The 22,790-nt window shown below is 71.0% G+C and carries 23 protein-coding genes and 1 tRNA gene; 14 read left to right on the top strand and 10 right to left on the bottom strand.

All coding sequences use genetic code 11. The features are described 5' to 3' along the window. The 6 genes from CCN39_RS40480 to CCN39_RS40455 all read left to right on the top strand — a co-directional run. The coding region (locus tag CCN39_RS40480; protein ID WP_143264341.1) for a class I SAM-dependent methyltransferase at window positions 1-484 on the top strand (484 nt) is incomplete at its 5' end. Next, window positions 481-1,398, top strand: a complete 918-nt coding sequence (locus CCN39_RS40475) for a GNAT family N-acetyltransferase (protein WP_086851505.1) — start codon at window positions 481-483, stop codon at window positions 1,396-1,398. The genes CCN39_RS40480 and CCN39_RS40475, both read left to right, overlap by 4 nt. Window positions 1,399-1,464: 66 nt before the next feature. Next, complete coding sequence (locus CCN39_RS40470; RefSeq protein WP_086851504.1) at window positions 1,465-2,385, top strand: GNAT family N-acetyltransferase; 921 nt, start codon at window positions 1,465-1,467, stop codon at window positions 2,383-2,385. Between the two features lie 122 nt (window positions 2,386-2,507). Then, complete coding sequence (locus CCN39_RS40465) at window positions 2,508-3,212, top strand: P-loop NTPase family protein (RefSeq protein ID WP_086851502.1); 705 nt, start codon at window positions 2,508-2,510, stop codon at window positions 3,210-3,212. Beyond that, the gene (locus CCN39_RS40460) at window positions 3,209-5,107 is read left to right on the top strand and encodes a YhgE/Pip domain-containing protein (RefSeq protein ID WP_086851500.1); all 1,899 of its coding nucleotides are present in this window, start codon (window positions 3,209-3,211) and stop codon (window positions 5,105-5,107) included. Before CCN39_RS40465 ends, CCN39_RS40460 begins: the two co-directional genes overlap by 4 nt. Further along, the gene (locus CCN39_RS40455) at window positions 5,104-5,676 is read left to right on the top strand and encodes a TetR/AcrR family transcriptional regulator (protein ID WP_086851498.1); all 573 of its coding nucleotides are present in this window, start codon (window positions 5,104-5,106) and stop codon (window positions 5,674-5,676) included. Before CCN39_RS40460 ends, CCN39_RS40455 begins: the two co-directional genes overlap by 4 nt. Before the next feature lie 129 nt (window positions 5,677-5,805). Here the strand turns inward: CCN39_RS40455 and CCN39_RS40450 are convergent, their stop codons facing one another. The 3 genes from CCN39_RS40450 to polA form a co-directional block, all read right to left on the bottom strand. Further along, window positions 5,806-7,407 (bottom strand): S1 family peptidase, encoded by a 1,602-nt coding sequence (locus tag CCN39_RS40450; RefSeq protein ID WP_086851496.1) that lies wholly within the window; start codon window positions 7,405-7,407, stop codon window positions 5,806-5,808. A gap of 102 nt (window positions 7,408-7,509) precedes the next feature. Next, on the bottom strand, window positions 7,510-8,049 hold the full coding sequence (locus tag CCN39_RS40445) for an EF-hand domain-containing protein (RefSeq protein WP_208630602.1): 540 nt from the start codon (window positions 8,047-8,049) through the stop codon (window positions 7,510-7,512). 88 nt (window positions 8,050-8,137) lie between these two features. After that, on the bottom strand, window positions 8,138-10,879 hold the full coding sequence (polA, locus tag CCN39_RS40440; RefSeq protein ID WP_086851492.1) for a DNA polymerase I: 2,742 nt from the start codon (window positions 10,877-10,879) through the stop codon (window positions 8,138-8,140). 62 nt (window positions 10,880-10,941) lie between these two features. Between polA and CCN39_RS40435 the strand changes: the two genes are divergently transcribed. Beyond that, window positions 10,942-11,382: a hotdog fold thioesterase gene (locus CCN39_RS40435; RefSeq protein WP_086851490.1), complete on the top strand. Its 441-nt coding sequence runs from the start codon at window positions 10,942-10,944 to the stop codon at window positions 11,380-11,382. A 6-nt stretch (window positions 11,383-11,388) separates the two neighbouring features. Continuing rightward, complete coding sequence (locus tag CCN39_RS40430; protein WP_086851488.1) at window positions 11,389-12,360, top strand: LysR family transcriptional regulator; 972 nt, start codon at window positions 11,389-11,391, stop codon at window positions 12,358-12,360. Here the strand turns inward: CCN39_RS40430 and CCN39_RS40425 are convergent. Further along, on the bottom strand, window positions 12,326-13,096 hold the full coding sequence (locus tag CCN39_RS40425) for an alpha/beta hydrolase family protein (RefSeq protein ID WP_086851486.1): 771 nt from the start codon (window positions 13,094-13,096) through the stop codon (window positions 12,326-12,328). The two genes, CCN39_RS40430 and CCN39_RS40425, sit on opposite strands and share 35 nt — an antisense overlap. 548 nt (window positions 13,097-13,644) lie before the next feature. Between CCN39_RS40425 and CCN39_RS40420 the strand changes: the two genes are divergently transcribed. From CCN39_RS40420 to CCN39_RS40400, 5 genes are all read left to right on the top strand, one after another. Continuing rightward, entirely contained in the window at window positions 13,645-14,796 is a 1,152-nt protein-coding gene (locus tag CCN39_RS40420; RefSeq protein WP_086851485.1) for a branched-chain amino acid ABC transporter substrate-binding protein, read from the top strand. A gap of 108 nt (window positions 14,797-14,904) precedes the next feature. Continuing rightward, entirely contained in the window at window positions 14,905-15,873 is a 969-nt protein-coding gene (locus CCN39_RS40415; protein WP_086851483.1) for a branched-chain amino acid ABC transporter permease, read from the top strand. Continuing rightward, window positions 15,870-17,027, top strand: coding sequence for an ABC transporter permease subunit (locus CCN39_RS40410; RefSeq protein ID WP_086851481.1), 1,158 nt, complete (start codon window positions 15,870-15,872; stop codon window positions 17,025-17,027). The genes CCN39_RS40415 and CCN39_RS40410 overlap by 4 nt, the downstream gene beginning before the upstream one ends. Then, the gene (locus CCN39_RS40405) at window positions 17,024-17,797 is read left to right on the top strand and encodes an ABC transporter ATP-binding protein (protein WP_086851479.1); all 774 of its coding nucleotides are present in this window, start codon (window positions 17,024-17,026) and stop codon (window positions 17,795-17,797) included. Before CCN39_RS40410 ends, CCN39_RS40405 begins: the two co-directional genes overlap by 4 nt. Next, window positions 17,787-18,500: an ABC transporter ATP-binding protein gene (locus CCN39_RS40400; RefSeq protein ID WP_086851477.1), complete on the top strand. Its 714-nt coding sequence runs from the start codon at window positions 17,787-17,789 to the stop codon at window positions 18,498-18,500. Before CCN39_RS40405 ends, CCN39_RS40400 begins: the two co-directional genes overlap by 11 nt. A gap of 45 nt (window positions 18,501-18,545) precedes the next feature. Here CCN39_RS40400 and CCN39_RS40395 read toward each other — a convergent pair whose 3' ends face one another. Both CCN39_RS40395 and CCN39_RS40390 read right to left on the bottom strand, forming a co-directional pair. Then, a complete protein-coding gene (locus CCN39_RS40395) occupies window positions 18,546-19,073 on the bottom strand; it encodes a DUF4352 domain-containing protein (RefSeq protein WP_086851475.1) in 528 nt (175 codons plus the stop codon). Between the two features lie 33 nt (window positions 19,074-19,106). After that, window positions 19,107-19,721 (bottom strand): ANTAR domain-containing response regulator, encoded by a 615-nt coding sequence (locus tag CCN39_RS40390; RefSeq protein WP_086851473.1) that lies wholly within the window; start codon window positions 19,719-19,721, stop codon window positions 19,107-19,109. 186 nt (window positions 19,722-19,907) lie between these two features. Between CCN39_RS40390 and CCN39_RS40385 the strand changes: the two genes are divergently transcribed. Continuing rightward, window positions 19,908-19,981, top strand: a tRNA-Leu gene (locus CCN39_RS40385). A gap of 12 nt (window positions 19,982-19,993) precedes the next feature. Here CCN39_RS40385 and CCN39_RS40380 read toward each other — a convergent pair. The 4 genes from CCN39_RS40380 to CCN39_RS40365 all read right to left on the bottom strand — a co-directional run. Beyond that, entirely contained in the window at window positions 19,994-20,293 is a 300-nt protein-coding gene (locus tag CCN39_RS40380; protein ID WP_086851471.1) for a hypothetical protein, read from the bottom strand. A 213-nt stretch (window positions 20,294-20,506) separates the two neighbouring features. Continuing rightward, window positions 20,507-21,844 (bottom strand): hypothetical protein, encoded by a 1,338-nt coding sequence (locus tag CCN39_RS40375; RefSeq protein ID WP_143264340.1) that lies wholly within the window; start codon window positions 21,842-21,844, stop codon window positions 20,507-20,509. A gap of 23 nt (window positions 21,845-21,867) precedes the next feature. After that, window positions 21,868-22,419 carry a hypothetical protein gene (locus CCN39_RS40370; protein ID WP_086851467.1) on the bottom strand — a complete coding sequence of 184 codons (552 nt, stop codon included), beginning with the start codon at window positions 22,417-22,419 and terminating at the stop codon, window positions 21,868-21,870. Window positions 22,420-22,457: 38 nt separating this feature from the next. Beyond that, window positions 22,458-22,790 (bottom strand): DUF7665 family protein (locus tag CCN39_RS40365; RefSeq protein ID WP_208630601.1); only part of this gene is annotated, 333 nt, incomplete at its 5' end.

Genomic DNA, 22,790 nt, shown 5'->3' with positions numbered 1-22,790 from the left:
CGCGCGCACCGGCCTGGCCGTCCCGCTCGTGCAGGCCAACGCCGAGCACCTGCCGCTCGCCTCCGCCAGCTTCGACGCGGCCTGCTCGGCCTTCGGCGCGATCCCGTTCGTGGCGTCGGTGGACGCGGTCTTCGCCGAGGTGCACCGGGTGCTGCGACCGGGCGCGCCGTGGGTGTTCTCGGTGACGCACCCGATGCGGTGGATCTTCCCCGACGACCCGGGCCCGCAGGGGCTCACCGTCACCCAGCCGTACTTCGACCGCACGCCGTACGTCGAGGTCGACGAGGAGGGCACCGCCACCTACGTCGAGTACCACCACACGCTCGGCGACTACGTGCGCGCGCTGGCCGGGGCCGGGTTCACCCTGACCGACCTGGTCGAGCCGGAGTGGCCGGCCGGGCACACGCGGGTGTGGGGCCAGTGGAGCCCGCTGCGCGGCAAGCTCTTCCCGGGTACCGCGATCTTCCGCACGCACCGCTCGTGACCACCCTCGAGGAGCAGCAGAACGCGCGGTTCGCCGCGCTCGATCCGCTGCTCCCGCCGATCGCGGCCCCGCCGTCGCCGTCGAACGAGCCGCTGGTGGTGACCGCAGGCGGGCGCAAGGCGGGCGGCCTGCTGACGCAGGTCGTGCACGCGCCGGGGTCCTGGCCCACCCTCTGGGGGCCGTCGGACATCCGGGACCTGACCGCAGTGCCGGGCGACAGCGGCGCGGCGGGCCTCGCCGCGCTGCTGGGCGCGTGGCGCGACCGGCTGCGCGGAACGCCCGCCGGCCCGGACTCGGCCTGCTCGCTGACCTGGCCGAGCCGTGACGCCGAAGGGTCCGCGGTGCTCCTGGCGCACGGGTTCGCGCCGATGACGTGCCTGGCCGTGCGGGCCCCCGAGCCGCCCGCCGGCCCCGGGACGGCACCGGTGACCGTCCGCAAGGCCGGGGAAGGCGACGTCGACGCGCTGACCGAGCTGCGGCTGGCCGAGTGGCGCTACACCTCGCTGGTCGGCACGGCGGTGCCGCGGCCGGGGGCCCGGGCGCTGCTGCGCGCCGAAGTCGTCCGCTCGCTGCGCTTCAGCGGGCTGGTCTGGCTCGCCGAAGAGGACGGCGGCGTACCGGCCGGCCTGGCCTCCTGCGCGCTGGCCTCGGCGGCGCCGGGCAACTCCGTCCACGGCCGGCTGCTCCCGGGCCGCTGGGGGTACGTCGACACGCTGTCGGTCGCGCCCGCGGCCCGCGGCGGCGGGGTCGGCCGGGCGCTGATGGCGGTGGCGCACCGGGCGCTGCTGGAGCACGACGTGCGCGGGACGTTCCTGTTCTACCATCCGGCGAACCCGCTTTCGCCGGTGTTCTGGCACCGGCAGGGTTATCGTCCTCTGTGGACCATGTGGCTCCGCCGCCCGGCCTGGTCCTGACCACTGGCGGTTTCCCGGGGTACGGGTGGCGGAGCCCGGGATCGACACACGCACCGAGGGGGACCCATGGGCATCGCCGAGCCGCTGCTCGCGGCGCACCGAGCGCGCTTCGCCGCCGTCGACGCACTCCTGCCGCCGCCCGCGCCGCCGCCCGGCGGCGAGCGCCTGGACGCGGCGACCGCGGACGGCACGCAGGTCACCGGGGTGCTGCAGCGCCTGCGGTTCGCGCCCGGCGACGTCCCGATGCTGTGGTCGGCCGCCGACACCTGGCAGCTCTTCCCGTACTTCGGCGACACCGGCACCGAAGGCGCGGACGTCCTGTTGCGCGCACTGAAGGGCCGGCTGGAGGCGGAGGAGACCGGCGACGACTCGGCGTGCGTGGTCGTCTGGCCCAGCCGGGACGCCGAAGCGATCCGCGCCTTCCTCGACCACGGTCTCGTGCCGCTCTCCGCGGTCGGCGTGCGCACCGCGCGCCCGCCGGAGGCCCTGCCGGAGGTTTCGGTCCGGCGTGCCGGGCCGAACGACTACGACACCGCGCTGAAGCTGGCCGAGGCGACGTTCGACTACACGGGGCTCGTCGCCGCGCCGCGCCGCGCCAACACCGCCGCCCTGCTGGGACCCGCCCTGCGGACGGCCCTCGCCGAGAGTGAGCCGCTCGTCTGGGTGGCCGAAGAGGACGGGGAAACCCGCGCGCTCGCGCACTGCGCGTGGGTGGACGCGACCCCGGGCAGCGAGGCGGCCGAACTGCTCCCGCTCGGCCGCTGGGGGTACGTGAACAATGTCGTCACCCTGCCGGGCGAGCGCGGCGGGGGCTTCGGCCGGGCGCTGATGGCCCACGTGCACCGGGAGCTGCACCGCGGCGGCGCGACCCGCACGTACCTGTACTACAACCCGACCAACCCGCTGTCCTCGGTGTTCTGGCACCGGCAGGGCTATCGTCCACTGTGGACGACGTGGGAGGTGCGCCCGGCGGCGGCGCTGCGCTGATCCACGCGCCGGTGAACCACCCACAAGTGTGACGTGCGTCCGGTGATCTTGCCGCGGCCTCCCGCCGGGACTAGTTTTTGAACTGACCGGTCAGTTCAAAAGTTCGCGAAGCGGGAGAAATCGTGCAGGTCCGAGCCGATCGGGTGTCCCTCGAAGGGCACCACGGCACCTTGTTACCGCCCACCTCGCTGACCGTCGGCGAGGGCGACCTGGCGATCGTGCACGGTGAACCCGGCGTCGGCGTCACGGCGTTCGGCCTCGCGCTGGCCGGCCGGCTCAAGCCGACCACCGGCACGGTGCACGCCGAGGGCGTCGATGCCCCGCTGACCGAGCTCGTCGCGGTCGTCGACGCCCCGCGCGTCAGCGAACCGGACGACGCGCTGCCCCTGCGCGTGGTCGCCGGCGAGGAGCTGGCGCTGGCCCACCGCCCGGCGGGCAAGGAGGACGTCGCCCGCTGGCTCGCCGAGCACGACGCCGCGCCGTTCGCCGGCACCCGCTTCGAGAACCTCGCCCCCGCGCTGCGGACGCGGCTGCTCGCCGAGCTGGCCGCCGAGCGCAAGGGCGTGCGGGTGCTCGTGCTCGACACCCCCGACCGGCACACCAGTGACGTCGCCGGCTGGGCCGGGCTGGCGCGCGAGCTGGCCGAACGCGGCCTCGCCGTCGTCGTGCTGACCGCGACGACCCCGCTGTCCGCGCTGCCCTTCACCCCCGCGCTCGTCGGCGCGGCCGAGCAGCCCGCGCCGCAGCACTTCGCTCCCACGGGCGTCCCAGCAGTCCCCGAACCCACCGAAGAGCTCGCCGAGAGCACTGACGGAGTCTCCGAATGAACGCCTTCCGGATCGCGCGCAACGAGCTGCGCCGCCTTTCCACCGGCACCCTGCCGAAGCTCGCGCTGGTCGCGCTCGTGCTGGTGCCGCTGCTCTACGCGTCCTTCTACCTCTACGCGAACTACGACCCGTACGGCCGGCTCGACAAGCTGCCCGCCGCGGTCTTCACCAGCGACACCGGTGCGAAGGACTCCAGCGGCCACGAGCGCAACGTGGGCCGCGAAGTGACCGACGAGCTGGTCAAGTCCGGCACCTTCCAGTGGCACGAGGTGTCCGAGCAGGAGGCCCGCGACGGCGTCCGCGACGACAAGTACTCGTTCGCGATCGGCATCCCGAGCGGCTTCTCCGCCGCGCTGCTGTCGGTCGGCAACTTCCAGCCGCAGCAGGCGACGATCACGCTGACCACCAACGACGCCAACAACTACCTCTCCGGCACCATCGCCAAGCAGGTCGCCGAGCAGGTGCGCAAGACGATCGCGGAGAAGGTCGGCAGCGAGGCCGCGGACCGGTTCCTGGTCGGCTTCTCCACGATCTACGCCAAGATCCAGGAGGCCTCGACCGGCGCGTCGCAGCTCGCCGACGGCGCCACGCAGCTGAAGTCCGGGCAGCAGCAGCTGGCCGACGGCGCGGCGAAGCTCGCGGACGGCTCGTCGACGCTGGCGACCGGCCTCGGCACGCTCAAGAGCGCCACCGCGTCCCTGCCGTCGCAGACGCAGCAGTTGGCCAACGGCGCCTCGCAGGTGGCCGCCGGTGACCAGAAGGTCGCCGACGCCGCTTCGGTCGCCGCGACGGCGTCGTCCGACATCCAGGGCAAGCTCGACGGCTACCGCACCCAGCTGGTGACGGACCTGCGCGGCGCCGGCGTGCCGGAGACCCAGGTGCAGGCGATCGTCGCCAAGGCCGACCAGCTGCGCTCCCCCGTCGACCAGGCCAACAGCAAGATTCAGCAGGCCAACGGCGACCTCGCGAAGCTGGCCGACGGCGCCCGCCAGGTGTCCGACGGCGCGGCGAAGCTGGCCGCGGCGTCCCCACAGCTGGCGAGCGGCATCGCCCAGGCGTCCGACGGCGCGAACCAGCTGCGTGACGGCGCGTCCCAGCTCAGCGACGGCGAGAAGACGGCCGTCAACGGCACCACCCAGCTCGCCGACGGCGCGGTGAAGCTGCGCGACGGGCTCGCGGCCGGGCTCAAGCAGATCCCGAACCCCGACGACCCGACCCGCTCGGCGACGGCCAACACGATCGCGGACCCGGTGGCGGTGAACGCCAACGGCGAGGCGTCGGCCGGCACGTACGGCGCCGGCCTCGCCCCGTTCTTCATCTCGCTGGCCACCTGGATCGGCGCGTTCGTGCTGTTCCTGATCCTGCGCCCGCTCTCGACGCGCGCGCTGACCGCGGGCGCGGCACCGTTCCGCGTCGCGGCCGGCGGCTGGCTGTCCTCGGCGCTGCTGGGCACGGCGCAGGTCGTCGTCCTGTTCGGCGCGGTGACCTGGCTGGTCGGCATCCACATCGCCCACCCGCTGGAGGCGATCGGGTTCGCCGTGCTGGTCTCGCTGACGTTCACCTCGGTGGTGCACGCGCTCAACGCGTTCTTCGGCGCGGTCGGCAAGTTCCTCGGCCTGGTGCTGCTGGTGCTGCAGCTGGTGAGCGCGGGCGGCACGTTCCCGTGGCAGACGATCCCGGACGCGCTGTACCCGCTGCACGTGGTGCTGCCGATGGGCTACGCGATCGACGGCTTCCGCCACCTGTTCTACAGCGGCGCCTCGACGGGACGGCTGCTCGGTGACATCGGCGTGCTGCTGGCCTACCTCGTGGGCGGGATCCTGGTGTCCACATTGGCCGCCCGCAAGCGTCGCGTTTGGACGGTGTCGGCCCTCAAGCCCGAGCTGAGCCTGTGAGCGGCGCGACGAAGCAGAAGCTCTTCGAGGCGACGCTTGAGCTCTCGAAGAGCCGGGGCCTGGTGGGCTTGACGGTCGACGACATCGCGGCGGCGGCGGGCGTCGCGAAGGGCACGGTCTACTACAACTTCGGTTCGAAGGACGGCCTGGTCGACGCCCTGCTGCGGTACGGGGTGGACATGCTCGCCGCCCGCCTGCGCTCGGCGGTGTCCGACGGTGATCCGCTGGACGTGATCGAGGCGCAGGTCGACACGACGCTGGAGTTCATCGCGCAGTACCCGGGGTTCTCGCAGATCCTGGTGAGCGAGCTGTGGCGGACGCCGGGCCAGTGGCACGGGACGCTGTCGCTGCTGCGCGAGGAGATCATTTCGATCGTGAAGCAGCAGTTGTCCCGACTCGACGAGCAGGGGCGGTTGCCGGAGGGAGTCGAAATCCCGACGGCGGCGGCGGGGCTGTTCGGCACGATGCTGGTGGTGGCGCTGGACTGGCAGGTGTTCGGACCGCACCGAACCCGCGCGGAGGTGCGGGACGCGGTGATGGTGCTGATCCGGGGCTTGGGCCGGCGCTAGCCGCTTTCGCCCGGCTGCGCCCGCTTGCGTGCAGCCGGGCCCGCTTGCGTGCAGCCGGGCCCGCAGGGGCGCCCCCCGTTTTCCACGCTATCAGCCGGCACCGACAATTCCGGGCGCCCGCAACCGGGGTCAGCCGCGGTCTTCGATCCTCGCCCGGACCGCCGCCGCGTACGTGTCGACCGCTGTGGCCGCTGCTGTCAGCTCGCAGGGGCCGTCGATCAGGAGCCTCTTCGCCGGGGTGTACGCCTGCTCGATCTCCGGGTCGCCCACCAGTCCCTGCTCGCGGGCCAGCTCGAGGTCGCCCGCCAACCGGGCTCGCAGCTCCTCGCGGCGGGCCACCAGCCCGTCGAGGACCGCCCGCTGGCGGCGGCCGTCCTCGACCGCCGGGGCCACCGCGTGCTCGTGGCTGTCGATGTGGCGCTCGACCCACTCCGCGTCGCCGTCCACCTCTGCCGAACGGAGCTGCTTCAGCGCGCCCTTCAGCCGCTGCGCCCGGGCCGGCAGCATCGCGACGCCCGTGAAGCGCGTCGCCACCCGCAGCTGGTACGCCTCGATCTCGGCCAGCTCCGCCACCGCCTGGGTCAGGACCTCCAGGCGGCCGGCGAGGTCGTCCGGGGCCGGGCGGGCCTGGCCGGTGCTCGCCCGCACCGCCGCCACCCCCGGCGACGACTCTTCCCGGAAGCCCAGCAGCAGACGCAGCCCCAGCTCGGCCGCGCGGCCGGCGAGCGGGGCCAGCACCTCGCCGACGAGCCGGTCGGGCTCGGCCGAGTCGTCGATCGCGTCGACGACCAGCGTGCGGCCCGCGACCCCGGTCGTGAGCCGGTCGGCGATGCGGTGGCGGACCGCGTCGGCCGTGCGGCCGGTCGCGTCGACCGCCAGGTCCACGCTGCCCGGCGGCGGCATCTGGCCGAACGCCTGCGGCAGGCCGGGCACACCGAGGGAACGTTCCCGGTCGGCGAGCACGATCCCGAACCGCAACGCCGCCGCGACGGGCGAGCCGGCCTCGCCGGTGTCGACGACCCAGACCGTCCCCGGCTCGGCGTTGGCGAACCAGTCGGCGACGCGCTGCACGAAGGAGACGTCGACGGCCTCGCCGACCGGACGCGAGAAGCTCGCGTCGACGGCCGGGCTGCCGGACGTCCAGATGCTCAGCTGGGGCAGGTGCCCCAGCATGGTCTCGACCGGGACCATCCAGGTGCCGGTGTCCTTGCCGACGACCATGCCGACGACGTGACCGGTCGCCTCGTCGATCACCGCCGTGCCGCCGAAGCCGGGGCCGAGGGGTTCGGCCTCGGCCGTGCGGAAGAGGCGGACCCACTCGCCGCCGGTCTGCTCGGGGCCGCCGAGCCGGGCGAGCGTCCAGCGGCCGACCGAGCCGGGCGGGAACCCGAACGCGCGGACGAGCTGGTGCTCGCCGAGCGGCATGCGGTGCAGCGGGGCGCGGAACACGCGGGATTCGGGACGCTCCAGGCGCAGCAGGGCGAGATCGCCGTGGCCGCCACCGTCGGAGGGCACCCAGCAGCCTTCGACGACGGTCGCCGTGGCGGGCATGGCTTCGGCCAGGCCGACGAAGTCGACGCTCAGCGCGGATCGTGGACCACCGGCGGTCTCGACGACGTGCGCGCTCGTGAGCACGTGGTACTCGTCCAGTACCGTGCCCGCCCCGCACACCCGGCCGAGTTCGTCGTGCAACCGGACCCGCCAGCGTCGTCGCTCACGCTCGAACCCCATTCGGCGGACCCTACGCCGTGATCGCCGCGCGCCGCCGCCGACCTCCCTACCCAGGGGTAATGGCTCACCCGAACGGAGTCATCCGTTCGGCACAACGCGCGTTCAGAAGCGGCCGAACACGCGGCTGCCGGGCGCGGCCGGGTCGTCGCCGGCCCAGAACTCGAACCAGTGCCGGGAGAACTCTTCTCGGGACAGGCGGCCGTCGCCGTCAGAGTCGAGGAGGGCGAAGACGTCATCGGACGGTGTGCCGACGCCGTTCCAGGCCGCGATGAGGCGCTCGTACTCCGTCGCGGAGATGACGCCGTCGCCGTTTTCGTCGACGGCCTCGAACATCGCCTCGGCCGTGCCGATGACCGCGCCCGGCATCGCCGGCAGGGCGTCGACGACCTGGAGCACCTGGTCGAGGCTGACTTTGCCGCCACCGCCCGCGGCGGTGTCGAGGGTGCTCCACCAGCCCATCAGGACCGCGGTGAGCTTCTGCCCGTCCGGCGTGCCCGCGTCGGTGCCGCGGAGGTCGAGCCACCTCGCGGTGAGCGCCCGGAAGTCGGTCTCCGTCAGGAACCCGTCGCCGTCGGCGTCCATCGCACCGAAGACGCCGGAGATCTTGCGCCGCTGGAAGTCACTGGCCATGGCGCCCAGCATCGTCGCGGCAGGTGACACCCGACGACGTCCGCCCGAGTAGTTCCGCGTCACGACCCGGTGATCCGGGCCGTGACGCTGCGTGGAAGTACTAGTGCGCGGCTTCGTTCCACGACCGGCCGTAGCCGACCGACACCTCGAGCGGCACCGCCAGCGCGTACGCCGAGCCCATGCCCTCGCGCACCAGCTGCTCCAGCTGTTCCTTCTCGCCGTCCGCGACTTCCAGCACCAGTTCGTCGTGGACCTGCAGCAGGATCCGGCTCTTCAGCTTCGCCTCGACCAGCGCGCGGTGGACGTTGAGCATCGCGACCTTGATGATGTCGGCCGCGCTGCCCTGGATCGGGGCGTTGAGCGCCATCCGCTCGGCCATCTCGCGGCGCTGGCGGTTGTCGCTGTTGAGGTCCGGCAGGTAGCGGCGGCGCCCGAAGACCGTTTCGGTGTAGCCGTTCTTCGCCGCGACGCCGACGACCGAGTGGAGGTAGTCGCTGATGCCGCCGAAGCGCGCGAAGTACGCCTCCATCTGTTCCTTGGCTTCTTCGGTGGAGATCCGCAGCTGCTGCGAAAGCCCGTACGCCGACAACCCGTACGCGAGGCCGTACGACATCGCCTTGACGCGGTAGCGCAGCTCCGGCGTGATCTCCTCCGGCGGCAGGGAGAACGCCCGCGACGCCACGAACGTGTGCAGGTCCTCGCCGGAGTTGAACGCCTCGATGAGCCCCTCGTCCTGCGAGAGGTGCGCCATGATCCGCATTTCGATCTGGCTGTAGTCCGCGGTCATCAGCTCGGTGAAGCCTTCGCCGACGACGAAGGCGTCGCGGATGCGGCGGCCTTCCTCGGTGCGGACCGGGATGTTCTGCAGGTTCGGCTCGGTCGAGGACAGCCGTCCGGTGGCCGCGATCGTCTGCAGCAGCGTGGTGTGGATGCGCCCGTCGTCGGCGACGGACTTGATCAGGCCCTCGACGGTCGTGCGCAGCTTCGTCGCGTCCCGGTGCTCCAGCATGTGCTGCAGGAACGGGTGCTCGGTCTTCTCGAACAGGCCCTGCAGCGCCTCGGCGTCGGTGGTGTAGCCGGTCTTGGTGCGCTTGGTCTTCGGCATGCCGAGCTCGTCGAACAGCACGACCTGCAGCTGTTTCGGCGAGCCGAGGTTGATCTGCTTGCCGATCACCGCGTACGCCTCTTCGGCGGCCTGCGTGACGCGTGAGAGGTAGTGCGCCTCGAGCGTGGTCAGCTGCTCCAGGTCGACGGCGACTCCGGCGGCCTCCAGTTCGGTGATCACCTCCAGCAGGGGCAGCTCCAGCTCGGCGAGCAGCTTCGCGCCGCCGATCTGCTCGAGTTCCTTCTCGAGGGCGCCGGCCAGCTCGAAGATCGCGCGGGCCTTGACCAGCTCGTCTTGGATCTCCTTCTGCTCCAGGCCTTCCGCGCCGCCGTCGAGCAGCGACAGCTGCCCGTCGCCGCCGTCGGTCTCCGAGCGCAGCTCGCGGTGGAGGTAGCGCAGCGCGAGGTCGTCCAGCTCGAACGTGCGCTGCCCCGGGCGCACGAGGTACGCGGCCAGCGCGGTGTCCATGGTGAGTCCGGCGAGGGCCCAGCCGCGGGCGCGGATCGCGTGCAGCGGGACCTTGAGGTCGTGGCCGGTCTTGCGGATGCCCGGATCGGCCAGCCAGGCGGCGAGCGCCGCGTCGTCGGCCTGGTCCATCGCCGTGACGTCGACGTACGCTCCTTCGCCGTCCGCCGTCGCGAAGGCGATCGCGCGCAGGTCGGACCGGACCGACGTGCCCACGGCGCGGAAGGACAGGGCCACCGGCTCCCCCGCGCCCGCGTGCGCGGTCAGCCACGCGCCCAGTGCGCCCGGGGCGAGCGCGGACCCCGAGACCTCGAAGCCTTCGTCGGCTTCCGGTTCGGCGCTCTGCAGCGTCGCGAACAGCCTGTCCCGCAGGACGCGGAACTCGAGCTCGTCGAACAGCGCGTGCACCGCTTCGCGGTCCCACGGGCGCAGCTCCAGCCCGGACGGCGCGATCTCCAGCTCGACGTCCCGGATCAGCTCGGTGAGCTGCCGGTTGAGCTGGACCGAGGACAGGTGCGCCCGCAGCGCGTCGCCGACCTTGCCCTTGACCTCGTCCACGCGGTCGATCAGGTCGCCGAGCGAGCCGAACTGCCTGATCCACTTGGCCGCGGTCTTCTCGCCGACGCCGGGGATGCTCGGCAGGTTGTCCGAGGGGTCGCCGCGCAGCGCGGCGAAGTCCGGGTACTGGCGCGGGGTGAGCCCGTACTTCTCCTCGACGGCGTCCGGGGTGAACCGGGTCATCTCCGAGACGCCGCGCTTCGGGTACAGCACGGTGACGTGCTCGGTGACCAGCTGCAGCGCGTCGCGGTCGCCGGTGCAGATGAGCACGTCGAAGCCGTCGGCCGTCGCCTGCGTGGTGAGCGTGGCGATGATGTCGTCGGCTTCGAAGTTCTCCTTCACCAGCGACGGGATGCCGAGCACCTGGAGGACCTCCTTGACCAGGTCCACCTGGCCGCGGAACTCGTCCGGCGTCGTGCTGCGGTTCGCCTTGTAGTCGGCGTACGTCTCCGAGCGGAACGTCTTGCGCGAGAGGTCGAACGCCACCGCGAGGTGGGTCGGCGCTTCGTCGCGCAGGAGGTTGATGAGCATCGAGGTGAAGCCGAAGACCGCGTTCGTGACCTGGCCGGTCTTGGTCCTGAAGTTCTCCGCGGGCAGGGCGAAGAACGCGCGGTAGGCCATGGAATGACCGTCGATCAGCAGCAGCTTCGGCCGCTCGGCGGTGGCGGTGGTTCCTGTGGCGTTGGCAACGGTCGTCTTCTCACTCGGGCTCACGGGGCCGAGTCTAGGCTGAGGGTCCGACACTCTTACGTGTCGCATAGGAAGAGGAGCACTGCGTGACCGAACGCGCCGCAGACGTCGCGGTCGAGAACTACGCCGGGATCGATCCGGCCGCCGCGGACCAGCAGCTGAACGACAAGGTCGGCATGAAGCTCCTGGAGGCCACCGCCGAACGCGTGGTCGGCACGATCCCGGTGGCGGGCAACCTCCAGCCGTACGGCCTGCTGCACGGCGGCGCGAACGCCGTGCTCGCCGAGGCGCTGGGCTCGACGGTCGCCGCGCTGAACGCGGGCCCCGACCGCGCGGCGATGGGGCTGGAGCTGTCCTGCACGCACCACCGGGCCGTCCGCGCGGGCACGGTCACCGGGGTGGCGACGCCGCTGCACGTCGGCCGCGGCACGATCACCGCGGAGATCGTGCTGACCGACGACGAGGGCCGCCGCACCTGCACCGCGCGGCTCACCTGCGTGGTCCGGGACCGGCCGCCGGGCGCCTGAGCCCCCGTGGACCTCGACCTCGCCCAGGTCCGGGCGTTCGTGGTGACCGCGGAGCAGCGCCACTTCGGGCGCGCCGCCCAGACGCTGTTCCTCACCCAGCAGGCGTTGTCGAAGCGGATCAAGAAGCTCGAAGACGCGCTCGCGACCCCGTTGTTCCTGCGCACGCCGCGCTCGGTCGAGCTGACCGCGGACGGCGAGCGGTTCCTCCCGCACGCGCGCGAGCTGGTGAAGGTGGCCGACGCCGCCGTCGCCGCGATGGGCGCCGAGGACCGGCCGCTGCGCCTCGACCTCGTCGACCACCGGCTCTCGCCGATGTTCCTGCTCCGGCGGCTGGCCGCGCACGAACCGGGGCTGCGCATCGACCGGGTCGCCGGGCGCGGGTTCGCCAACGCGATCGACCCGCTGCTGTCCGGGGAGCTCGACGCCGCCTTCGGCCGGGTGACCGGCTGCGGGCGGCCGCTGCCGGACGAGCTGGAACACCGGCCGGTCCGGCTCGAGCCGCTGGTCGCCCTGCTGGCGCCGGAGCACCCGCTGGCCGTGCAGGACGTGCTGCGGCTGGAAGAGCTGCGTGCCGACGGGATCTGGCTGCCCGGGCTCGGCGGGCCGGCCGAATGGCTGTCCTACCTGCACGAGCTGTGCGGGGAGTTCGGCGTCCCGATCGACGACTCCGGCGTCAGCTACGACCTGCGGCACACCCTGGAACAGACGCGGTACGGCAAGCGGCGCGTCACCCTGGCCGGCGCCGACATGGAACTGGCGCCCGACCTGAACCTCAAGGTGCTGCCGTTCGAGCCGTCCCCGCTGTTCCCGTGGTCGCTGGTCTGGCGGCGCGGCAAGGCGCACCCAGCGTTGCGGCGGCTGCTGGCCGTCGCCGGGCGCACCAGCCGCGAAGAGGACTGGTGCGCCTACGACCCGGAGCACGCCTGGCTGCCCTCCGGCGACGTCAGCCTCGCAACCGCCGCGCGAACCACTCGCTGAACGCGGCGTCGACGCGGGCCGCGGCCGGCGTCCCCGGCGGGAACTCGTGCGCCATCCCGTCGACCGTCACCAGCTCGGCCCCCAGCTTCGCGTGCAGCGCCTCCGCGGGCTCGCGCACGGCGACGTCGTCGTCCGCGCCGACGACCTGCAGCAGCGGCGCGGTCAGCTCGGCGGCCCGGTCCACGTAGTCGTAGCGCGCCGCGACCGCGCGGGAGCGCTCGGTCCACGCGTAGGTCACCCCGAAGCGGCGCTCGTTGGCCGTGATCATCGGCGCGAGCTGGACGACCGGGCTGGCCACCGCCGCGGCCGCGACGTCGGCGTCCCCGCGGGCCAGCACCTCCAGGGCCACGATCGCCCCGGCCGAGCCGCCGAACACCCCGAGCGGCCCGGTCGCGCCGGGCAGCCGGTCGCGCAGTTCGGCCAGCGCGGCCGGGAACTCGCCCGCGGCCTGCTCGGTCACCGGCTCGAAGACGTTGAGGACGGCGTCCTCGCTCGCGCGCCGGAAGACCTCCTCGGGGCCGCCCTCGGGCAGCCGTGCCCCGGAGAGCGGGAGCCCGAAGTACACGCGCCACGCCTGCAGGCCCGCCATCGGGACGGCGTCCGCCATCGCCCGTTCACTGGCCGGTACGTCCATCAGGTGCCAGCCCGCCACCAGCGCCGCCGGCACGTCCGGGGCAGGCGGCGGTACCGCCAGGAACGGCACCCCCGCCGCCACGCCCTCGATCAGTTCGCTCATCTCGCTCTCCTTCTTCTTCGGCTGTCACCAGCCAACCGCCGGAGGCCGGGGCGGGTCCAACAGCCGTTCCGGGGCCGGCGACAACCGTTGGTTGTGACGGCCGGGCCCGGGCGGGCGGCCGTTCGGGCAGACCTGACTTCGGGGGTGGTCCAGCCGGTCCCCCGAACCGGACGTAAGGTGCATCCCTACGGCGGTGCCGGCTCCGCCGGGACCCCGCCAGTGTGAACCGCGGGTCACCGGAAACCGGCCACGCACCGGTAGCCGAAATGGGCGATGACATACCGGTGAAACATCGCTGTCACCCATTCGCAGAACAGGCCCGGATACTTAGCATCGCTGCGTGACCAGCGGCGGCCTGTCGCGAAACATCGTTCGCCTTTTCGTGCAATTCGTGTCGGTTGCGATCGTCACGATGTGGACACAGAGTAGTGAGGCCGCCTGTGCACAAGACGGGCGAGAGGGATATCTTCCTGCCCTAACCTAGCCCCTGTGTCGGGGGCAACGCCTACCGGCGGCTGGTTGGTCATGGGAGGTAGTCGGTGTCAGGAGTGCGTTTTGGACGGGTTCTCGCCCTCGCAGCGGCGACGTCGCTCGCGCTGGCGGGCTGCGCCGGTGGCGGCTCGTCGAGCAGTGGTGACGGCAGCACGCTGAAGATCGGGTTCATGGGTGACCTGACCGGGGAGAACTCCGGGATCGTGATCCCGCCCCGCAACGGTGCGCAGCTCGCCATCGACGAGTACAACGCCACGAATCCGAAGACCAAGCTCGAGCTGAAGCCCTACGACAGCCAGGGCAAGCCCGACCAGGCGACCTCGCTGATCACCACGGCGATCGGCTCGGACAAGATCACCGCGCTGATCGGCCCGGCCTTCTCCGGCGAGTCGAAGGCCATCGGCGGCCAGCTCGAGCAGAACAAGATCCCGAGTGTCTCGCCGTCGGCGACCAACCCGGGCCTGGCGAAGAACAACTGGAGCTACTGGCACCGCGTCGTGGCGAACGACGACGACCAGGGCCCCGCCATCGCCAACTTCCTGATCACGGCGAAGTCGCCGAAGACGGCGTTCGTCCTCTCGGACGACCAGGAGTACAGCGTCGGCCTCGCGGACGCGTTCGAGAAGACCTTCAAGGAGAAGGGCGTCACGGTTCAGCGCGACAAGTTCCCGAAGGACGCGCCGGACTACTCCTCGACCGTGCAGAAGGTCAAGGCGGCCAACCCGGACATCATCACCTTCGGTGGCTACTACGCGCAGGGCGGCCCGCTGCTCAAGCAGCTGCGTGACGGCGGCGTGAAGGCCATCTTCGCCACCGGCGACGGTTCGCTCGACCCGCAGCTGGTCTCCGGCGCCGGTGCCGCGGCGGCCGAAGGCGCCGTCATCGGCTGCCCGTGCAACATCCCGGACGCGAGCACCCCGAGCGAGTTCGCCACCAAGTACAAGCAGAAGTTCAACGTCGACCCGGCGATCTACGCGACGGAGGGCTACGACGCCGCGACCGCCATCATCAACGCGGTCAAGGCGGGCAACACCACCGGCGAGACGATCAACAACTTCCTGAAGACCGCGGACTTCAAGGGCGTCTCGAAGCAGATCAAGTTCAAGGCCAACGGTGAGCCGGAGACGAACGCGATCTACGTCTACCAGGTGGTCAGTGGCGCGATCAAGAACCTCGGTGCGTCGACCGAAGCCAAGATCACCGGCTGACGCAGCGGGAGAACACCAGACGGGAGCGGGGGCGCTGTGCGAACACAGCACCCCCGCTCCCGGCCCGTATCCCCCTGTCCTTGCCCTGTCTCGTAAGGCGCTCACGTCATGTTGCAGACCCTGCAAGACCAGTTCCTCGGCAGCACCATCGGCGGACTGGTTCTCGGCTCCATCTACGCCCTCGTCGCCCTCGGCTACACAATGGTCTACGGCGTCCTGCGGCTGATCAACTTCGCCCACTCCGAAATCTTCATGATCGGGACGATGACGTCCCTGTTCATCCTGGCCAGCATCGCCACCTCCGGCAACATCGTGGTGGGCCTCGGTGCGATGATCCTGCTCCTGCTCGCGCTCATGCTCGCCTCCGCGGTCGTGTCCGGCGGTTCCGCGGTCGTGCTGGAGCAGGTCGCCTACCGGCCGCTGCGCAAGCGCGGCTCGTCGAAGCTCGCGGCCCTGATCTCCGCGATCGGCGCGTCGATCTTCCTGCAGGAGCTCTTCGCGCTGGTGATCATCCCCAACGTCTTCGAAAAGTCGGGCCGTGTCCCGCAGAACGCGCCGCGGTTCGTCGACCGCGACACGCTGTTCCCGGTCGGCAACGCCGTCGTCCGCACCGACCAGGTCCTGGTCATCATCGGCGCGGTGATCGTCATGGTGGTGCTGGACCAGCTCGTGCGGCGCACCCGCATCGGCCGCGGCATCCGGGCGACCGCCCAGGATCCCGAGGCCGCCGTGCTGATGGGCGTCTCGATCGACCGCATCGTGCGGATCACCTTCCTGCTGGGCGGCGCGATGGCCGGTGTGGCCTCCGCGCTCTACCTGATGGAACTGGAGAACACCGGCTACCGCGTCGGTTTCGTGCTCGGGATCAAGGCGTTCACCGCGGCAGTGCTCGGCGGTATCGGCAACCTGCGCGGCGCGCTCCTCGGCGGAATCGTGCTCGGCCTGGTCGAGAACTGGAGCGCGATCTTCCTCGGTTCCGAGTGGAAGGACGTCACGGCGTTCGTGGTCCTCGTGCTCGTGCTCATGTTCCGCCCCACCGGCATTCTCGGTGAATCCCTCCAGCGAGCTCGCGCATGAAAGGCGACGGTGTGACTACCCAGGAAAACACTCGCCGCTCGTTCCAGCCGGTCAACGGCGCGCGGGACTGGTGGCAGCACGCGCCGATGTGGCAGCGCTACCTCGTCTACATCGCCCTGATCGTGTTCGCGCTGATCCTCCCGGCTCCCTGGATCGGCTCGTTCATGTCGCCGGCCTCGGACTGGACGAGCGTCCTGATCTTCCCGATCGGGACCTACATCCTGCTGGCGATCGGCCTGAACATCGTGGTCGGCCTGGCCGGCATGCTGGACCTCGGGTTCGTGGCGTTCTTCGCGATCGGCGCGTACACCGTGGCGATCTTCGGCACGCAGTTCGGCTGGAACGTCTGGCCCACGATCCTGGTCGGGATCGTGCTCGCCGCGGTGTCGGGCGTCATCCTCGGCGCCCCGACCCTGCGGCTGCGCGGTGACTACCTGGCGATCGTCACCCTCGGGTTCGGGGAGATCGTCCGGATCACGGCGAACAACACCAACGCCATCGGCGGGGCCCGCGGGATCACCAACATCCCGCACCCCTCGCCGATCTTCGGCATGGAGTTCCTGCTCGACCCGGCGCCGTACTACTACCTGATCCTGGTCGCGATCGTGCTGGTGATCGTGTTCTCGGTGCGGCTGCAGAAGAGCCGGGTCGGGCGCGCGTGGGCCGCGATCCGCGAGGACGAGGACGCCGCCGAGCTGATGGGCGTGCCGACGTTCAAGTTCAAGCTGCTCGCCTTCGCGATCGGCGCGATGATCGGTGGCTTCGCGGGTGGCATCTACGCCAGCAAGGCCGTGTTCATCGCCCCGGACAACTTCCCGTTCATCCTGTCCGCGACGATCCTCGCCGCGGTCGTGCTGGGCGGCGCGGGCAACCTGCCGGGCGTCATCCTCGGCGCCTTCCTGGTGGCCTGGATCCCCGAGCGCCTCCGGTCCGTCGAGTGGCTGAAGCACCTGCTCGGCGACAAGGACCCGGCGGAGTTCCGGATCCTGCTGTTCGGCGCGGTCCTGGTGCTGATGATGGCGCTGCGGCCCGAAGGCATCCTGCCCTCACGACAACGAAAAGCCGAGCTGCGGGAAGGCACCGGCGGTATGGGCTCGCTCGGTGGCGAAGTGGCCGGACCGGGCACCGAAGCCCCGGCGGAGGTGGCCAAGTGAGTCCCTTGCTCGAATTCGACAACATCACGATGCGGTTCGGCGGTGTCACCGCCCTGCGCGAAGTGAACATCTCCATCAACGAAGGCGAGATCTTCGCCCTGATCGGCCCGAACGGCGCGGGCAAGACCACGGTGTTCAACGTGGTCACCGGCGTCTACCAGCCGACCGAGGGCCAGGTGCGCTTCGACGGCGACCGCATCGACGGGATGAAGCGCTTCCAGGTCACCAAGCGCGGCATCGCCCGGACGTTCCAGAACATCCGGCTGTTCCACAACATGTCGGCGCTCGAGAACGTCATGGTCGGTGCGGACGCGCACCACAAGACCGGCGCGATCGGCGCGGTGCTCGGCCTGCCGTGGCACCGCAAGGAGGAGAAGCGCGGCCGCGAGCGGGCGCGTGAGCTGCTCGACTTCGTCGGCATCGGCAAGGTGGAGCACGAGACCGCGAAGAACCTCTCCTACGGCGACCAGCGCCGGCTGGAGATCGCGCGGGCGCTGGCGACCGACCCGAAGCTGCTGCTGCTCGACGAGCCCGCGGCGGGCATGAACCCGGCGGAGAAGAACGCCCTGCAGGCGCTGATCCGCAAGATCCGGGACGACGGCCGGACCGTGCTGCTCATCGAACACGACATGGGCCTGGTCATGCACATCAGCGACCGGCTGGCCGTGCTCGACTTCGGGCAGAAGATCGCGGAAGGGCTCCCTCAGGAAGTGCAGACCAACCAGAAGGTCATCGAGGCGTACCTGGGGGTGGCCGAAGATGCTTCTTGACGTCCAGGACATCAACGTCCACTACGGCAAGATCGCCGCCCTCAAGGGCATGAGCATCCAGGTCGACGAGGGCGAGATCGTGTCGCTGATCGGGGCCAACGGCGCCGGCAAGACCACGACGCTCAAGACGATCTCGGGGCTGCGGCCGCTCACCAGCGGCCGGATCCTGTTCAACGGCCAGGACATCTCGAAGACCCCGGGGCACAAGCGCGTGCTGCTCGGGATCGGCCAGTCGCCGGAAGGCCGGGGCGTGTTCCCGGGCATGACGGTGCAGGAGAACCTCCTGATGGGTGCCTACACCCGCAAGGACGACCTCCAGGCCGACCTCGACGAGGTCTACGAGCTGTTCCCCCGGCTGAACGAGCGCCGGACGCAGTTCGGCGGCACGATGTCCGGCGGCGAGCAGCAGATGATCGCCATCGGCCGCGCGCTGATGACGAAGCCGAAGGTGCTGCTGCTCGACGAGCCGTCGATGGGCCTGGCGCCGATGCTGATCGCGCAGATCTTCGACATCATCCGGGAGATCAACAAGCGCGGCACGACGGTGCTGCTGGTCGAGCAGAACGCCCAGCAGGCGCTGAAGCTGTCCGACCGGGCGTACGTGCTCGAGACCGGTCGGGTGGTCAAGAGCGCCCGCGGGGTCGACCTCCTGGACGACCCGCAGGTCCGGGCCGCCTACCTCGGTGGCGACCTCGGCGTCTGAGGTTCTTTTCCAGGGGCCCGGCACTTCGGTGCCGGGCCCCTTTTTTCACAGCTTGATGTCGGTGCCGGTGACGTTCTTCATGTCGGTGATGGTGGGCCCGCCGAAGGCCCGCAGCGTGACCGGCTTCCGGTCCTTGGGGATGTCCCAGTAGAGGTCGAACTCGACGCGCACGCCGTGCCCGAGGTCGAACTGCCGTGGCTGGCGCTTGATGATCGTGGCCTGCTCTTCCGGCGGGTGGGGGGTGCCCTGGTCGTCGACGAGCAGCTGGCGCCCGGTGTCGAACAGGACGCTGGAGGTGCCGGTGTTGGTGACGACGAGCCGCAGCCGCACGAACTGGCCCTTGGCGGGGAACTCGGTGTGACTCCCGGTGATGCTGGGCAGCCCGGCGGCGAGGCCGATCAGGGTGAACTCGGTGTCGCCGTTCCTGGCGGGCGGCAGCTTGAGCGCGGTTTCGTCGGGCCGGACCTGCCGCGGCGGCAGCTCGTAGGTCGCCGGCGCGGGCGTGCTGGGCTGTCCAGCCTGGCAGCCTGCCGCGCTGAGGAGGACGACGACGGCCAGCAGGCGGAGTTTCACCTGGGTGATTCTGCCTGCCGGCCGTCGGTCCGGCTAGCTTCCGATGCTCTCGACGACCGCCTCGGCCACGGCCTTCATGGTGGTCCGCCGGTCCATGGCGGTGCGCTGGATCCACCGGAAGGCATCGGGCTCGGTAAGCCCCTGGCGGCTCATGAGCAGGCCCTTGGCGCGGTCGATGACCTTCCGCGTCTCGAGCCGGTCGGTGAGCCCGGCAACCTCGGCCTCGAGAGCCTGCAGCTCGGAGAACCGGCTGACGGCGAGCTCGATGGCGGGCACGAGATCCCGCTTGGCGAAGGGCTTGACGAGATAGGCCATGGTCCCGGCATCCCTCGCTCGTTCCACCAGATCCCGCTGGCTGAAGGCGGTGAGGATGACCACGGGAGCGATCCGGTCCCCGGTGATCTTGGCGGCGGCCTCGATGCCGTCGAGCTTGGGCATCTTGACGTCGAGGATCACGAGATCGGGCTTCAGATCGGTGGCGAGGGAGATGGCCTGCTCGCCATCCCCGGCCTCGCCGACGACTTCATAGCCCTCTTCACGCAGCATTTCGACGAGGTCGAGCCGAATGAGAGCCTCGTCTTCCGCAACGAGCACCCGACGCTGCGGCACGGTGTCGGCACCATTGGCCTCGGTAGCCTGATCGGTCACCGGGGTCCTCCTGAAGACTCGGCGGGTGTTGACGTCTCGCGGCGTTCCGCGAACCTGAAGCCTACCGGGAACGATCCAGAACGAGAGATGGCGTTCACCACGTAGTGGCGGGCGCGACACTCGCTTGTCCGTGCCCGCCCCCGGAGGCGGGCGGGGTCCGGTGATCCCGTAGAGTCACGACGTCACGCCCCCGTAGCCCAACTGGCAGAGGCAACGGATTCAAAACCCGTCCAGTGTGAGTTCGAATCTCACCGGGGGCACGGACAGCAACCTCACAAGCACGCCCCACGGGCGCTACTTGTGAAGACATCTCCTCGGTGATCCTTTCCGCTGCGCCGGCGATCACCCGGCAGCTGATCTTCGGGAAGTGTGATCTCCAGTGTCGCACGGTCGCCGTCGGCGTCAATCCGGATGGCCAGCTGGGTGACCTCGAACAGCGTCCGCAGCAGATCCTCCGGCGCCTGCGCCAGGTTCAGCCCGAGGTACGGGAGCGTGTCGATCAGGTCCCTCTCCCCGGCAGACGGTGACGCCTTGCGCCGGCTCAGTCTGGACCCAAAGCTCAGCGAACTCATCGCCGCCGGGCGAGTTCCGGCCGGACGTGGACGCGGAGCAGACCAGCCACACTGCTCGCCGCCGACTACTTCTCCACGTTGCTCAGGTGGATCGGCTCCGAACCGGAGCCCCTCGACCTGCCGGGCCGGGTGCTCGCGATGCTCGATCTCGTCCTGCGCGGCCTCGTGTGACCCGTTGCGACCCGCGAAGCTCCGCGCCCCTGTTCGTCGTGGTCACCAACTGTCCAAAGTGGCGCCGATGACGTCGGCCGGGGCGGCCGCGAGCGCCTCCGTGGTGTGCATCGTGACAAGGTCGAAGGTGAGAATGTCGTGACCGGGGCCGCCGTTCAGCTCGCGGCAGGCTTCCGCGACGGCTAGGCAGGCCGCGACGACGCCGACGAAGGAGAGTCCGACGGCCGTACCGGCGAGGGTGATCACGCCGCAGGGGTCGCCGCGCGTGGCGAGGTCGCGGAACGCCGCGCTGGCTGGGACCTCCGGCGGTCCCGCTGGTGTCGAGGTCCAGGCAGCCACTTCTTCACTGCGCTGGGCCCCGGGGAACCGACGCAGCAGCATCGAGGAGAAGTCGGCCGACCCGGCGCCCAGGCCGACATCGACGGCGAACCGCCAGCCGGCGCCGGAAGTGAGGCGCCGTGTCGGCAGGTTGTCGACGCCGAGGAGTGCCACGTGGGGTTCCGTGTCGGCAACACGAAGGTCTGCGCCGAGGCGGCGTTCGAGAATGCTCGTGGCGAAGCCTGAGTCTTCGAGGGCCGCGGCCACGAGCCGCGTCTTCGGGGCCCCGGTCGACCCGCGGGGGGTGAGCAGCCCCGTGCTGTGGTTCGCCAGGATGGTGCGATCGGTGTCCTGCACCACGATCTCGGTTGGCTCTCCGGACCGGTACGGCAGCCAGCTCAGCACCCAGGCTTGGGCTTGCCCGAGGTGGCCGAGACCGACCAGCCACCAGTCGCGCGGGGCGTACCTCAAGACCGGGCCGGCGTCGTCGCCACCGGGACACCAGAGGTTCATCGTCGCGGTCCGGAAGCCGCTGTCCTCGCCCGGCCGCGCCCGGATAGCGCCGAAGACCTCACTGACGCCCAACGCTCCCGCGGCGATCGCCGCCAGCGGGCAGGCCGGGTCGACGTCCGGGACGGCGTCGGCCGCAGGTGCGACCGTCGCGGTCCAGCCCGACCAGGAAGCGCGCAAAACGACCCGGGCCGCGCCGTGACCTGGCGGCGAAGTGGCGCCGATCAGCAAGATCGGCCACTCGGGGTGTTCGTCAGCACCCTGGCGGGCGTCGACCGAGGCACCTTCGCACCGCAGGGCTTCGGCCAAGGTCCTGCCCCGCGCGACGCCGGCACCGAGCACGGCCTCGGGTAGTTCGGCCAGTACGTGCACGTGGCCGAAGGCCCGCACACTGGTAGCGACGGCCGTGAGCAAGGCCGCCTGCCCGTCCGCTGCGGCGCAGGTCTCCGCGTCCGCATAGATCATCACCCCGGTGCCGGCTTGCGAGGCAAGCGCGGCTTCCAAGGTGGGCTCGGTGCCGTCGTGCACGGCGAGCAACGCCGTGCGGTTCACCTCGTCGACCGGAATCTTGTCGGTCATCGGCTCCTCCGAAGGGTGAGTACTTGGCGCACGCGGTGGTGTAGCGCGCGCAGCCAGGACGTCAGCCACGAGCCACGGCGGCCGCCGGAGACGCGCAAGAGCGTCCCGACCTCGTCGCCGTAGCTGGACCGCCAGCGGCCGCCGCCGAGGTGCACGTGTGCACCCAGGTCGTGGACCGCGATGTCACCGGATGCGTAGTTCGGCGCGATCAGCGCGATGTGCCCGGGCAGCGCGGACATCGGGTGCGCCGCGTCGGTCCGACTTTGGCCCACCCAGGCACGCGGATGCGTGTGGATGTCGCTGACGACCCGTACGCGGTTGCGCCGGCACTTCTCGGCCAACGCGCTGTAACCCTCGGCGTGAAAGGTGATCCCGCCGGTCAGCGAGCGCGGATCGAGATCGTCGTAGAGCGCGAACGCGGTCACCACGACCCAGCGTTCGTCTGCACGGTCGCCAGGGGCGAGCAGGAACGCGCCGGATTCGCGGACACCGCCACCGCGGTGAGCGAGTTGCGCGAGCAAGTCCGCGAACAGCCTCGCGTCGATCACGAGGCCACGAGACGTATCAGGCATCGAAGGGCCTCCGGTCAAGGTTGCGGCATCGTCGCGGCGGTCAGTTCGTGGTGAATCTGCTCGAGGTAGAACTCGATCGACCGCGCCGGATTCCACGCCCGTTCCGGATGCTGGGTCGCCCATGGGTGGCCAACGAGCGCCCGGCGGTCGCAGGCCAGGTAGGGCGCGTTGCCGTTCTGCGGGGACCAGTCGCGGCGGAAGACCAGGGCGGTCATCCCCCCGGTCGGCCAGCCGGTCGGGGGCAGCGGCGCTCCGGCGGCCAGGTCCCAGGGCTGCCCGGCGGGGGCCTGGCCCGGGTAGCCATCGACCAGCAGACGCATTCCGAGCTCGTGGCCGTCCCCGGCGGT

Source organism: Amycolatopsis kentuckyensis, from assembly GCF_002155975.1.
In the GTDB taxonomy this organism is placed as follows: Bacteria; Actinomycetota; Actinomycetes; order Mycobacteriales; family Pseudonocardiaceae; genus Amycolatopsis; species Amycolatopsis kentuckyensis.
Note: the sequence above shows the minus strand (reverse complement) of the source record. Positions and strands in the feature narration are given on the sequence as shown.